The sequence below is a fragment of the Streptomyces sp. NRRL F-6492 genome, from assembly GCF_001280125.1.
GTDB lineage: Bacteria > Actinomycetota > Actinomycetes > Streptomycetales > Streptomycetaceae > Streptomyces.
In genome coordinates this window covers 44937-57816 of the sequence record NZ_LGEG01000160.1, presented here as the reverse complement: position 1 = coordinate 57816, position 12880 = coordinate 44937, and the positions used below count along the sequence as shown (strand labels likewise).

Genomic DNA, 12880 nt, shown 5'->3' with positions numbered 1-12880 from the left:
CCCGCGCGTCCGCCACCGTCCTCCGGGGCGAGAGGGGAGCGCCGGGGAAGCCGGACGGCAGGCACCACCGGCGGTGCTCCCACGGGAACGAACGTGAGGAAGACCGTCTTGATACGTGGCATACGCGGCGTGACCACCGCCGCGGCCTTACTCGCGCTGGCGGCGGCGACGCCCGGCGCGGCGCACGCGCGGGAACCGTCGCCCCGGTCACCGGCGACGGTGGCCCAGGAGGCCCCGCGCGGGAACTCCGAACTCCCCCCGGGCTGGCAGGTCACCGGGACCGGCCCGCACCGGCAGCTCCTGTGGACCTCGTCCGACCCCGTCCCCATGGGCGACGCCCGGGTCGAGTTCCACGCCGGCGACCGGCTGCTCGGCCGTCCGGTGGCCGAGCGGGACGGGCGCACCTTCCGGCTGCCCCTCGGGGACGCCCGGCTCGACCGGGACGCCCCGCTGCGGGTGACGGCCGGCGGCAGGCGACTGGACGCCGCCGCCCCCGCCCCCTCCACGAACCTGCGCCCCCTCGCCCCGAAGGCCCCGCTCCCGTCCGCCGCGCCGGAGGCCCCGCTCCCGGCGAACCCGGTCGACCCGGGAGTGCCCGGCCCCTACCGCACCGTCAGCGGCGAGTACGTCCTGCCGTCCGTGCCGCTGCCCGACTTCCCCGTGCCCGTCGAGATGCGCGCCGTCGTGGTGGGCCCGGCCGGCGCGCCGGGCAAGCGGCCGGTGGCCCTCTTCCTGCACGGCCGGCACGCCACCTGCTACACGCCCGGGACCGAGGACGCGACGGGTGCGTGGCCCTGCCCGGCGGGCACCCGGGAGATCCCCAGCCACCGGGGGTACCTGGACGCCCAGAAGCTCCTGGCCTCCCAGGGGTACGTGACGCTCTCCATATCCGCCAACGGCGTCAACGGGCAGGACCACAGCATCGACGACGCGGGCGCCCAGGCCCGCTCCTCCCTGGTCCGGCTGCACCTGGCCCGCTGGGCCGACTGGGCCGCGAACCGGAAGGGCGCGCCGGCCGCCGTGCGCGGGACCGCGCCCGCCGACCTGTCGCGCGTGCTGCTCGTCGGCCACTCGCGCGGAGGCGAGGGCGTCAACCGGGCGGCGCTCGACAGCCTCTACCCGCCGCCGGCCGACCGGGACGGCCACCACGGTCCCGTACGGTGGAAGATCCGCGGCAACGTCCTGATCGGGCCCACGATCTTCGGCCAGAACCCGGCCCCCGACGTGCCGTCCACGACGATCCTGCCGGGCTGCGACGGGGACGTGAGCGACCTCCAGGGCCAGATCTACCTCGACGGCACCCGTGGCGTCGGCCGGGGCACGGCCCTGCACAGCTCGGTCTACGTGGTCGGGGCCAACCACAACTTCTTCAACACCGAGTGGACCCCGGGCCAGGCCCAGGCCCCGGCGTTCGACGACTTCTGGTCCGACGAGACGCCCGACCCGGTCTGCTCCCCCGGCGCGGCGACCCGGCTGACCGCCGGGCAGCAGCAGAAGGCAGGCGCCGCCTACATCGCGGCGTCGGCCCGGCTGTTCGTCGGGGGCGACGACCGGGTCCGGCCGCTGCTCGACGGCACCGGCCGCCGCGCGCCCTCGGCGGGCCCGGCCCGGGTCCTCACCCACGCCGTCGGCGGGCACCGCACCCCGGCCTTCCTGCCGGACTCCTCGACGGCCGTCTCCGGCGCGGGACGGCTGTGCGCCCAGGTCGACCCCGACGCCGAGCGCGCCTGCCTGAACCCCGAGGAGGGCGGCGCGTCCCCGCACTTCGCGGTCTGGGACGCGTTTCCCGAGCCGGGCCGCGACGCCGTCGCGCTGCGGTGGGACGCCCCCGGGAAGCGGGTCGCGGTGCGTCCGTCCCGGCCGGTCCCGCTGTCCGGCTCCGACGCCCTGGCCCTGCGCCTGGCCGTCCCGCCCAACAGCGCGGGCACCGGGTTCGACGTCGCCGTGACCGACGCCTCGGGCCGCCGCGCGCAGCTGGGCCGCGTCCGCGTCGACGGGCTGCCGGGCAGCGAGCGGACCGCGTCCGTGTGGGCGCGCGAGGTCCGCGTCCCGCTGTCCGCGGCGAGCCGGGCCGGCCTGGACCTGAAGCGGATCGCGTCGCTCGAACTGTCCCCGGGCGGCGGCTCGGGCCGCGCGTGGCTCGTGGACGCGTGGGGCTGGCGCCCCGGCACCCCCGCGGTGCGCCCGGGCGCGCTGCCGCGCATCGACATCGGCCGGCTGACGGTCGACGAGGGCGACTCCGGGGCGCGGACCTACCGCGTCCCGGTGCGGGTCTCCGGGAAGGGCGGCGGACAGGTCCGCCTGTTCGTGCCCGGGCCCGACGGCGAGGGGGTCACCTCGCGCCTGGTGACGATCCGGCCGGGACGCCACGACATCGACGTACCGGTCGAGGTCCGGGGCAACACCCGCTTCGGCTACGACGTGCCGCACGACGCGTTCGTGAAGGCGGTGCGCGGGGCCGTGGTCGGCGCCCACCGGGGCGGGGTGACCGCGCGGAACGACGATCCCATGCCCACGGTGACCGTGGTGCCCGTCGCGGACGACGTGGCCGAGGGCGAGGCCCTGACCTGGCGGGTGACGCTGTCCGACGCGGCGGACGCCGACATCATGGGCACGATCGGCCTGCTGCCGGTGACCGGCGGCGCCGAACTGTCCACGGCGGACGTCGACCGGGAGTGGCTGGAGCAGCGGATCGGCAGGCTCCCGGACCCGGCCGTACCGCTGTCGGAGGCGGTCCCGGGCGGTCTGTCCCTGTGGTTCTCCGTCCCCGCCGGGGAGACGGGCGCGGAGCTGAGCATGCCCACCGTCGCGGACGGCGTCACGGAACCGGCGGAGTCGCTCCGGGCGGTCCTGTCGCTCTTCGACGACTCCTGGGAGCCGGTCCCGGGCCCGGAGTTCACCGGGACGGTACGGGACGGGGCGTAACCCTCCGCCGTACGGGGAACAGGGCGGCCGGTGCGCTCCGGGAGGTTCCGGAGCGCACCGGCCGCCCTTCTCCGTCGTCCCGCCCGCGGTCTCCCGGCGGAGTCGCGTTCCGTGACCCCTCGGGGTGCGGCGGGCACGGCCACGGCGCACGCTGGGAACGAGACGCGGCCGGGTCCGGTACGACGGCGGGTCCTCGGACCGCCGTGTGCGGCGCCCCTGCCGTCCGGGCGCCGGTCACTTCCAGCACCCGAACCGGAGACAGACCATGAAGGACCTCACGTTCGAGCAGAAGCGCACCGTGTCACGCCTCGAAGCCGCCGAACAGCTCATGGAGCTCGCGGCGGCCCTCCAAAAAGGCGGAGAGGTCGAGTGGAACATCGGCCACAGCACGCTGAGCCTGCGCGTTCCCGACGAGCTCCACAGCGAGATCGAGGTGGAGATCGGGGACGGCAGGCTGGAGCTGGAGATCGAACTGGAGTGGTCGACCGCCCGGCACCGCCCCGCACCGCCGAAGCCGCCGACGGAATCGGAGGAGCAGGAGGAGAAGGAGGAGCAGGAGAAGAAGAAGGAGGAGGAGGGGAAGGCGGGACGGCGCAAGAGCGTCTCCCCCAAGCCCAAGCGCGCCGCCACCGGCGCCCGCAGGACCACCCCCGCGAAGCGTTCCGCAGCGACGTCCTGACCCGGGCACGCGGGTGCGCGTACGACTCCCCGGTGGTGCGATGGGACACGACGCGACGCCCGGCCGGAGCCACAGGGGCCGCAGAGCCCGTCGCGCGTCCGAGACGGACGACCACCCGCCGAGGAGTCGCCATGAGCGTCGACGACACCTCCGACGACACGTCCGGGACGGGACCCGTCGACCACCTGGTCCCGGAGTTCCGCGACGACCGGATGACCGGGGAGGGACTGTCCCAGCTGCTCGACGAGGACGACCTGCGGGAGGCCGCGGCCGCCGTCGAACCGGGCAGCTCGGCCGGCGTCATCGTGTACGGGAACCTCTGGGCCGCACCCCTGGCGACGGCACCGCGGCGCAGAGGCAACGCCTCCTCGCGTCCTGAACGGACGGGTGCCGGGCGGGGGCGTACGGGTGCCGGGCGGGGGCGTACGGGTGCCGGGCGGGGGCGTACGGGTGCCGGGCGGGGGTCACAGTCGACCCGGAGGAGGCCGGATGCCGGACCATGCCGACGGTCCCGTCCGTCCCGGGGCGCGGGAACGGCGCCGGCGCGCCACGTCGTTCCGGCGGCCCGGGCGCACCGTGCGCAGGGACCTGTCCCAGTTGCTGTGCGCCCTCGCCGGCCTGGGACTGGGACTGCCGGCGCCCCTGGTCACCGGGGGGCCTCAGGTGGACGCGGGCCGGGTGGTCAGCGTGCTGTTCACCCTGGGCTTCGGCGTCATCAGCCTGGTGAGCGTCATCTACTCGGTGCTCTTCCTTGTCGTGCAGTTCTCCGCGAGCACGTTCACCCCCCGCCTCGGTCTGTTCCGCCACGAACCGATCGTCTGGCGGACGTTCGCCTTCACGATCGGCCTCTTCGTCTTCTGCATCACCTCGGGCCTGGCCATCGGTTCCCGGGAGGGCGTCTCCGTCTTCGTCCCGTGCACGGCGGTGCTCCTCACCCTGGTCGCGCTCGCGCTGATGCGCACCCTGCAGATGCGGGCGTTCGACTCGATCCAGCTCGGTCAGTCGCTCACCGCGATCGCCGCCCGCGCGCACCGCCTGTACGACGCCCTGTACGTCGACCCGTACGCACCGGCCGCCGCCCAGCCGCTCCCGGCGACCGACACCGACACGGGCACGGGCACGGAGGTGCGCTGGACGAGGCCGCCGGCCGTGCTGCAGAGCATCGACGTGCCCGCCCTCCTGGCCCTGGCCCGGGAGCACGACTTCTCGGTCGCCTTCCGGGTCGCCCCCGGCACCACCCTGACGGAGGGCACGGTGATCGCCCGGGTGGCCGGGGACGACGCACGGGCGGCGGTCCTCCTCACCACCCTGTCGACGGGGGTGGAGCGCACCTTCGACCAGGACCCCGAACTGCCCTTCCGGCTCCTCGCCGACATCGCCCTCCGCGCCCTGTCACCCGCGGTGAACGATCCGGCCACGGCGGTGGAGGTACTGGACCGCCTGGAGGCCCTGCTGATCCGTCTCGCCGGCCGGGACCTGGCCGTGGGCCGGTTCCACGACTCCGCCGGACGGCCGCGGGTGAGCGTTCCGGTCCCGGGCTGGGACCACTACGTCCGGACCGCCGTCGACGACGTGCTCTTCGCCGCGACCGGTTCCCCGATGGCGCTGCGCAGAACGCGCGACCTCCTGCGCACGCTCGTCGAGCGGGTCCCCGAGGACCGGCGGGCCGTCGTGCTCGACCGGCTTCGGTGGGCCGAGCGGACCGGCGCCGAGGCGTACCCGCTCGTCTGGGAGGACGACGCCGGGGAAGGACGGGAGGGGCCCTTCGGAGGGCACACGCGTGGCACTCCCGGGTGAGGGGGCCGAGAATGGGAGGGCCGTACGGGATCTTCCCGGTGTCGCTCCCGGAGCACGGCAGGGATCCAGGTGATGACGCATGTGCCGATGGCTGGCGTACTCGGGCACGCCGGTGCTGCTCGACACCATCCTGTACAAGCCCGCGCACTCCCTGATCGACCAGAGCCTGCACTCCAAGCTCGGCGTGGAGACGACCAACGGCGACGGGTTCGGCGTCGGCTGGTACACGGAGGGCGTCGACTCCCCGGCGCTCTTCCGGGAGATCGGTCCCGCCTGGAGCAACCGCAACCTGCGGGAGCTGGCGGACCACGTCCGCTCGCCGCTGTTCTTCGCGCACATCCGGGCGTCGACCGGGACGGCGGTGCAGCAGTCGAACTGCCACCCCTTCCGGCACGGCCGCTGGATGTTCATGCACAACGGCGCCGTCGCGGGGTTCCACCTCATGCGCCGCGACCTCGCGCTGCTCGTCGACCCGGGGCTGTACGCGGACCTCGAAGGGACGACGGACTCCGAGGTGATGTTCTACCTGGCCCTCACCTTCGGCCTCGACCGGGACCCGCCCGCCGCCGTCGCCCGCATGGCGGGGGTGGTGGAGCGCGTCGGCCGCGAGCACGGAGTGGAGTTCCCCCTGCAGATGACGCTCGCCATCACCGACGGCGAGCGCCTCTGGGCCTTCCGCTACTCCAGCGAGCGCGCCTCCCGCTCCCTGTTCTACAGCAGCCGGGTGGAGACGCTGCGCAGACTGCACCCCGACGTCACGTTCCTGCGGGACGTCTCGGAGGAGACCCGCCTCGTCGTGTCCGAACCCCTGGGCGACCTGCCCGGCGCCTGGAACGAGGTCCCGGAGAGCAGCTACGGCATCGTCCAGCCGGGCGGCGACGAACTGCACCCCTTCGCCCCGACCGCGGAATGAGGACCGTTTACGGGGCGGCCCTCAGGGGCCGGTCTCACCGCGCGGCTCCGTACGGTGGTCGAAGTACGCCCACGCGAAGATCCCGAGCAGGGCCACGGCGCCCACGACCGGGAACTGCACCGCCGTGTGCGCGTTTCGGGTGAGGAACCCGGCGAGTCCTGTCACCAGCGCGCCGCACAGCATCACCATGCGGCCGGCGAAGCGTCGCACCGGGTCGATCCCCTCGCGTTCGGACCACAGGCCTTCCGCCGCCGCTCTCGCCGGGCGGGCGACACCTCTGCGCTTCTTCGACCGGTACTCCAGCCCGTAGCCGATCAGCAGGTAGAGCGCGAAGATCGCGGCGATCCACGCCCAACCGGCCGGATCGTCCGCGCCCCGCGCCAGTAAGACCTTCGGCTCCGAACTCATCCACAGCCCCCTTTCCGTAGAGGGACCGGATGTCCCGTCCGCGGGACCGCATGCGCGTCGGCTTCCGCCCGGAGTCGTCCGACGACGCGTCCCCGGCGTCCTGCCGGCTCCGCCGCAGCAGATCGCCAGGGCGTCAAGGTCGCGGTCCGCGTCGGTCGCGGCCTGCCGGACCGCCTCGGACCGGGGCCCGCCGGATCACCGGTGCGGTCGGCGCAGCGCTTCGAGACCTGCCACGAGCAAGGCGAGGCCGAAATCGAAGTGGGGCGCGCGGTCCGGCTCCACGAGGGTGGGCAGAGCGGCTGTGAGGTGGGGGTATCCGCCGGCGGAGACCGCCTCGCGCAGGACCTCCGGATCGGCCGGGGAACCGTCCTCAGGTCGCAGCGCGGCCTGCTCCTCCAAGGTGTGCCCGACAGTGAAGTGGACCACCGCCATCAAGGCCCTGGCCGCGTCCGCGTCGGTGAATCCGGCGTCACGCAGGACACCCGTACAAGCCTCCGCGAAGCCCAGGGTGCCCGGACCGGTGGAGTGCGTCCCGGCGAACACACGGGCACCGTCGCGATGGGCCAGCAGGGCCTGCCGCAACGCCCCGGCCAGACCGGAGAGGCGGTCGCTCCAGGCCTCACCGCCCTCGGGGACCCGGAGGTCGGCCATCATCCGCTCCGCCATCGCGGTCAGCAGGTCGTCCTTGGTCCGGAAGTGCCGGTAGAGCGCCCCGGCCTGTACGTCCATGGCCTCCGCGAGCCGCCGCATGGTCAGCGCGTCGAGACCGGAGTCGTTCAGCAGGGCCAGTGCGGTTTCGACGGTGCGCGCCCGGTCGAGGCGGGGCGGACGGCCGCGGGCCGGGCGGGAGGTGGACGGATCGCTCATGGCCGTGATTATAGTGAACGGCGTTCACGTGAACGCTGTTCACTAATGTGGAGGAAGACATGACCTCTGATGTGATCGTCGTCGGAGCGGGTCCGACCGGACTGATGCTCGCCTGCGAGCTGGCGCTGGCGGGCGTACGACCGCTGGTCGTCGAGCGCCGCCCGGAACCGCAGCGCGACTCCCGGGCCCTGACGCTGCATCCGCGCAGCATCGAGCTGATGGACCTGCGGGGGCTGGCCCCCCGCTTCCTCGCGGCCGGCACCACCGTGCCGGACTGGCACTTCGCGGGACTGGGAACCCGGCTCGACTTCAGCGCCCTCGACAGCCGCCACGCCTATACGCTGTACATCCCCCAGGCCCGCACAGAGGCCCTGCTCGCGGAACGGGCCGGCGAGCTCGGCGTCGAGATCCTGCGCGGGCACGAGACCGTCGCCGTGCGCCAGGACTCCGACGGTGTCGAGGTGGAGGTGGACGCGCCCGGCGGACGGCGCACCCTCCGGGCGGCGTACGCGGTGGGGTGCGACGGCGGACGCAGCCTGGTGCGCGCGGCCGCGGGCATCGGGTTCCCGGGGACGGAGGAGACGTTGACCGGTGTCCTCGGCGACTTCGAGACCGTGGACCGGGCCGATCCGGGACTTCGGCGCGCACAGGCCCGCGGTGTGCTGGTCGCACCGCTGGAGGACGGGGGCGCCCGGCTCGTCTACCTCGATCCCACGCGGATGCGCGTTCCCTCCCGGGAGCCCGTGACGCTGGAGGAGTTCCGGACCTCCCTGGCGGACATCTGCGGGTCCGACTGCGGCGTCGGTCGACCCCGGTGGCTGTCCCGCTTCGGCAACGCGAGCCGCCTCGCCGAGCGTTATCGCGCGGGCCGCGTCCTGCTGGCGGGCGACGCCGCCCACATCCACTTCCCCGCGGGCGGGCAAGGCCTCAACACCGGGTTGCAGGACGCCGCCAACCTGGGCTGGAAGCTGGCGGCCGAGATCAGCGGCTGGGCGCCGCCCGGGCTGCTGGACGGCTACGACGCCGAGCGCCGGCCGGTCGGTGCGGCGGTCGTCGAGAACACCGGGGTCCAGACGCTGTTGGGAGAACTGGTACTCGTCCCGCAGTACGCGGGGCCCGCCGCCGCGCTGCGCCGGATGTTCGACGAGTTCCTGGGCATGGCCGAGGTCAACCGGAACCTGGCCGGGCGGGTGTCCGCCCTCGACACCGCCTACCCCGCCCGCCGCCCGGACGCCGACCCGTTGGAGGGACGGCGGATGCCGGACATCGGCCTGACCGCCGCGGGGTCGTCCGCCACGCGGGTCTACGAACTGACCGACCGCAGCCGTTTCCTGCTGCTGGACTTCGCCGGGGGCGAGGCGCTCCCACCCGCCGTCGAGGCCGGGTGGAGCGGACGCGTCGAGGCCGTGACGGTGACCGGGTGGGACCACCACCCCGAACTGGCCGGCGTGTCAGAGGTTCTGATGCGTCCCGACGGCCATGTCGCCTGGGCGAGCCGGACCGGTGACGTGGCCGAGCGGCAGGCCGAACGGGCACGGGCGCTCACCACGTGGGCGGGGGCCCCTGGCGCGGGAAGCTGAGGACCGCCTCCTCGTCGTGGTCGTGGACCTTGTCGGCCGCCGGAACACCCCGCCGCTGTCCGGGGGCCCGCCCCGGACAGCGGCGGCCGGAACCTCGGTGAGCAACGGCGTACCGCCTTCGCGGTCTCTGCCGGTCAGGGACGCGATGAGCCGGACACTCCGAGGTCCGGGCCTCACCGGGGCCACCGCCGCGCAGCAGCTGGCCGACGAAGGCCAGGGCGGTCGGCGCGATGACCAGTCCGGACAGGGCCGTGAAGACGGCGAATCCCATGCCCTCAGCATCGGGGACGAGCCCTGCCCGCCCCTCCCGCACCCCGACAAGGGGAGAGGGCACCGCCCCGTCCGAAGACGTGACGATGCCCCCCCCGCACCGGGCCGGGCTCAGCCGACCGGACTCAGCACTCGGGTACGCCGTCGATCCAGTTCGACGCGTTGTCGATGTAGTAGCTCGACATGTAACCGCGCTCGCCGTGGGTCGGCATGACCCACAGCCAGTACGGGTTGCCGCCCACGGACTCGACGCCGTACGTCTGGCAGTACACGTAGACCGCCGCGGGGGCGCTGACCTGGTTGACGACGCGGAAGCAGTTGACTGTGCCCGGCCGCAGCTGGCATTCCTCTCCGCCGGTGCGCAGGTTGACGTTCGACGCCCACACGCCGTACCAGCCGACACCGCGCCCGTCGGCGTGCGCGGTGCCCGCCGCGCCGGTGAGGGTGCCGGCGGCGAGGGCCGTCGCAGCCACGGCGGTGGTGACACGCGTGCGCAGACGGGACGCGATGCGCCCGCCCAGGCCCGCCCGTGTCTGCCCCTCGGCCTTCGTCTCGGTCTTCGTGCTCGTCTTCGTGCTCGTCTTCGTCTTCGTCTTCATGAGGAGGGAGGTCATCTGTCCTCTGGCCTGTCTTCCTGTGCGCGGCGCGGCCGCCGGGACCGCGCGGGAGAACGTGAAAGGGGAGCGCCGGGCGGAGGGGCGGCGCGTCAGTACCAGCCGGTGCAGGCGATCGTCCCGCCCTTGCCGTTGGTGCCGCAGGCGCGCATCACCAGCCCGTTGTCGTTCCACTGCGTGGTGTACGCGTCGCCGCCCGAGGTGACCGTGGTGTAGCCGAGCATCGGTTCCCACGTCGCGCCGCCGTCGCTGCTGCGGTCGACCCAGATCTCGTCGCCGATCGTGCCGCCGATGACGCGCCCCCAGGCGCACGCGGTCGTGCCGTTGTAGCGCAGCTCGACGGTGCGGCCCCACACGGTGGTCGACCTGGCCGTCCACGCGCCCGTGGAGTTCGGCTCGGTGCCGTCGCCGCAGGACGTGTTCGAGTCGGCGCCGTCCAGCGTGCCCCCGATGGCCGCGTACTGCCCGCAGGACGGTACGCCCGGCATGATCGCGGGGCCTTGCAGGAACAAGTTGCTCACCCAGCTGCGGTAGTCCGGCAGATAGGTCCAGACGTTGTTGGCCATGCCGTCGACGGTGACCCGTTCGCCCACCCGCTGGCACAACGCCCGGACGGCGACGGAGATGCCGTTGCCGTTCTGCCACTTGACCGGGCTGCCGGTGTGGGAGTTCTCGCGCAGGTTGGGCTGGCCCCACGTCTTCACGTGCTGCCCCAGCCCGTCGTACTCCCAGACCGGGAACACGCCGGAGGTGTGCGGTCGGAACGCGCCCTGGTAGCGGTCCCACCGGGCGTCCGCGACTCGAACGACATCGCCCGAGTTGGGGGCCTCCACCACCTTGCCGCCGCCGAGGTAGAGCGCGACGTGCGTGATGCCCGTGCCGAAGTAGAGGATGTCGCCGGGCAGGAGCGGGGCCTCGCCCTGCTCCTTGGTGAACTTCGTGTGGGCGTAACCCGGATTCTGCCAGGTGGACTGTGTGGTGCGCTCGCTGACGATGTCCTGCCTGGTCGCCTTGTACCAGGCCCAGCGCACCAGCCCGATGCAGTCGAAGCTCCAGAGCTTGGGGTCCCCGTACGACCGCGGGTCGGTCGGGTCGATCATGCCCTGACTCGGGCCGGGCAGGCCCTGGGCGTGGCCGCCGCCCCACGCGTAACTCCAGCCCACATAACGGCAGGCGGCCTCCACCGCGTCCACCGCGGTGGCACTGGCCCCCGGCTTCAGCGGGGCGCAGGTGGCGGCGGCCTCGCCGGCGGTGGTCATGGCGGTGGCCGCGGAAGCGGGGGCCGCTGCCGGTGAGGCCGCGGCGGCCGTCGTCGTGGCCGGCAGGCCCAGACAGGCCACCGCCATCACCGCCGCGAGCAGCACTCTCAGCAGGTGCGTACGGTCGAGTGGTCCTCGACCACCGCCACCTCGCTCACTTGGTCTCATCTCGTGTCCTCGGTTTCTGATCGCGTGTCGGCGCGCCCGGGCGTACGCCGTGACTGCCCGGTCACGCCCAGCAAAGCGCGGCGGACAACCGTCTTTGTCGCTCTGGCCAATCCGTGGACAATTGGCAGACAAAAAGTCGGCCGACCAGGCCGGTCGCAGTCGGAGGACTTCGCCATGGGCAGGCAGGAACAGCCTCTCGACCCCGGAGGCGGGCCGCTCACGCTCTTCGCCCGGGACCTGCGCGCGCTGCGTCGCACCGCCGGATTACCGTCATACCAACGGCTTGCCGCACAGACCCATTTCGCCGCCTCGACGCTGGCCGCGGCGGCGGGCGGCAAGCGGCTGCCGAGCGCCGCGGTCCTCGCCGCCTACGTGACGGCGTGCGGCGGCGACGTGGCAGCGTGGGAGTCGCGCCGCCGTGCCCTGGCGGTACTACTCGCCCCGGCACACCCCTCACCGCGCCCGGGCACCGAAGTCCCCCCGGCCTCCGGCCACCCGACGCAGGACCCGCCCGCCCGAAAGCCCCCGCAGGACCCGCCCCGCCCCGGCACACCTGCCGTGGCCGAGCCCGGCCGACGCCGCATCCTGCGTCGCGCCGCCGGCATCGCCGGAGCGGTGCTGCTGCTGGCGACCACGGGCGCCGCCTCCGCGCCCCGCAACGGCCGCGAAGCCCGCGCCCCCGACGCCTGGTTCAGCCGCCACGCCGGCGTCCCCGCCCGCTACCGTCCCGCGATCGTGGCGGCCGGCACCGCCTGCGCCGCGCCCCAGCTCTCGCCCGCCCTGGTCGCGGCGATACTGAAGACCGAGAGCGACTTCGATCCGCACCTGAGCGATCCCGCCGCGGACGAGTACGGCATTGCCCGCTGGACCCCCCGTGTGCTGCGCTACTACCTCCCCGAAGACCTGCAGCACAGCGTCCCCCGGCCCCCGCTGGACGCGGAGACGTCCATCGCCGCCCTCGGCCGCATGCTGTGCACGCTGGCACCCCAGCTGGAGGGCGTCGCGGGCGACCCGGCCCTCAACCTCGCCGCGGCCTACCGCACCGCGACCTGGGTGGTGCAGAAGGAGAACGGCATCCCGGCCCGGCTGCGCCCCTACACCGACCGGGTACGCTCCCACCTCCTGCGCTACGCGCCCGAGCCCGGCGTGTGCCTGCCGTACGCCACGACGGAGAGTTCCTATCCGGCCCCCTGCGGGACGACGGCCGCAGAGCCGCGGCCCCTCTCGCCCCGGGACCTCGTGGCGAGCGAACGTGGCCGGAACGCGGAACGCCCGTTGCCGGTCATCGGTCCGGTGGGAGCACCCTTCGAGTGCCCTGACGCATGAGCCGTCGATCGCCGAGCCGTCCGTCTCCAGCCACTCCGGTGATTCGGGCGGTCAGCGAGGCGAGACCGTCGAAG

At 73.9% G+C, this 12880-nt stretch carries 10 protein-coding genes; 6 read left to right on the top strand and 4 right to left on the bottom strand.

From position 1 onward, the window contains the following. Positions 1–108: 108 nt before the first annotated feature. The 4 genes from ADL08_RS13840 to ADL08_RS13825 all read left to right on the top strand — a co-directional run bounded on the left by ADL08_RS13840 (position 109) and on the right by ADL08_RS13825 (position 6314). Entirely contained in the window at positions 109–2925 is a 2817-nt protein-coding gene (locus ADL08_RS13840) for a hypothetical protein (RefSeq protein WP_053642634.1), read from the top strand. 265 nt (positions 2926–3190) lie between these two features. Next, complete coding sequence (locus tag ADL08_RS13835) at positions 3191–3604, top strand: amphi-Trp domain-containing protein (RefSeq protein WP_053642631.1); 414 nt, start codon at positions 3191–3193, stop codon at positions 3602–3604. A gap of 489 nt (positions 3605–4093) precedes the next feature. Continuing rightward, complete coding sequence (locus ADL08_RS13830) at positions 4094–5401, top strand: DUF2254 family protein (protein WP_053642629.1); 1308 nt, start codon at positions 4094–4096, stop codon at positions 5399–5401. Between the two features lie 79 nt (positions 5402–5480). Continuing rightward, complete coding sequence (locus ADL08_RS13825; RefSeq protein ID WP_053642627.1) at positions 5481–6314, top strand: class II glutamine amidotransferase; 834 nt, start codon at positions 5481–5483, stop codon at positions 6312–6314. A gap of 21 nt (positions 6315–6335) precedes the next feature. Here ADL08_RS13825 and ADL08_RS13820 read toward each other — a convergent pair whose 3' ends face one another. Together ADL08_RS13820 and ADL08_RS13815 are read right to left on the bottom strand one after the other, a co-directional pair. Next, complete coding sequence (locus tag ADL08_RS13820) at positions 6336–6722, bottom strand: hypothetical protein (RefSeq protein WP_053642625.1); 387 nt, start codon at positions 6720–6722, stop codon at positions 6336–6338. Positions 6723–6917: 195 nt separating this feature from the next. Then, positions 6918–7589: a TetR/AcrR family transcriptional regulator gene (locus ADL08_RS13815; protein ID WP_078968458.1), complete on the bottom strand. Its 672-nt coding sequence runs from the start codon at positions 7587–7589 to the stop codon at positions 6918–6920. A gap of 59 nt (positions 7590–7648) precedes the next feature. Here ADL08_RS13815 and ADL08_RS13810 point away from each other — a divergent pair, with 59 nt between their 5' ends. Further along, positions 7649–9169, top strand: a complete 1521-nt coding sequence (locus tag ADL08_RS13810) for a monooxygenase (protein ID WP_053642621.1) — start codon at positions 7649–7651, stop codon at positions 9167–9169. 395 nt (positions 9170–9564) lie between these two features. Here the strand turns inward: ADL08_RS13810 and ADL08_RS13800 are convergent, their stop codons facing one another. Both ADL08_RS13800 and ADL08_RS13795 read right to left on the bottom strand, forming a co-directional pair. Next, positions 9565–10053 (bottom strand): hypothetical protein, encoded by a 489-nt coding sequence (locus ADL08_RS13800; protein ID WP_234352127.1) that lies wholly within the window; start codon positions 10051–10053, stop codon positions 9565–9567. Positions 10054–10145: 92 nt separating this feature from the next. Continuing rightward, a complete protein-coding gene (locus ADL08_RS13795; protein WP_053642616.1) occupies positions 10146–11417 on the bottom strand; it encodes an NlpC/P60 family protein in 1272 nt (423 codons plus the stop codon). 237 nt (positions 11418–11654) lie between these two features. On the opposite strand from ADL08_RS13795, the gene ADL08_RS38735 reads away from it, so the two are divergent. Then, entirely contained in the window at positions 11655–12806 is a 1152-nt protein-coding gene (locus tag ADL08_RS38735; protein ID WP_159043133.1) for a hypothetical protein, read from the top strand. The last annotated feature ends 74 nt before the right edge of the window (positions 12807–12880 follow it).

Coding starts and splice junctions, on each gene's coding strand:
- ADL08_RS13835 (WP_053642631.1), top strand. CDS start 3,191: ATGAAGGACCTCACGTTCGAGCAGAAGCGCACCGTGTCACGCCTCGAA.
- ADL08_RS13830 (WP_053642629.1), top strand. CDS start 4,094: ATGCCGGACCATGCCGACGGTCCCGTCCGTCCCGGGGCGCGGGAACGG.
- ADL08_RS13825 (WP_053642627.1), top strand. CDS start 5,481: ATGTGCCGATGGCTGGCGTACTCGGGCACGCCGGTGCTGCTCGACACC.
- ADL08_RS13820 (WP_053642625.1), bottom strand. CDS start 6,722: ATGAGTTCGGAGCCGAAGGTCTTACTGGCGCGGGGCGCGGACGATCCG.
- ADL08_RS13815 (WP_078968458.1), bottom strand. CDS start 7,589: ATGAGCGATCCGTCCACCTCCCGCCCGGCCCGCGGCCGTCCGCCCCGC.
- ADL08_RS13810 (WP_053642621.1), top strand. CDS start 7,649: ATGACCTCTGATGTGATCGTCGTCGGAGCGGGTCCGACCGGACTGATG.
- ADL08_RS13800 (WP_234352127.1), bottom strand. CDS start 10,053: ATGACCTCCCTCCTCATGAAGACGAAGACGAAGACGAGCACGAAGACG.
- ADL08_RS38735 (WP_159043133.1), top strand. CDS start 11,655: ATGGGCAGGCAGGAACAGCCTCTCGACCCCGGAGGCGGGCCGCTCACG.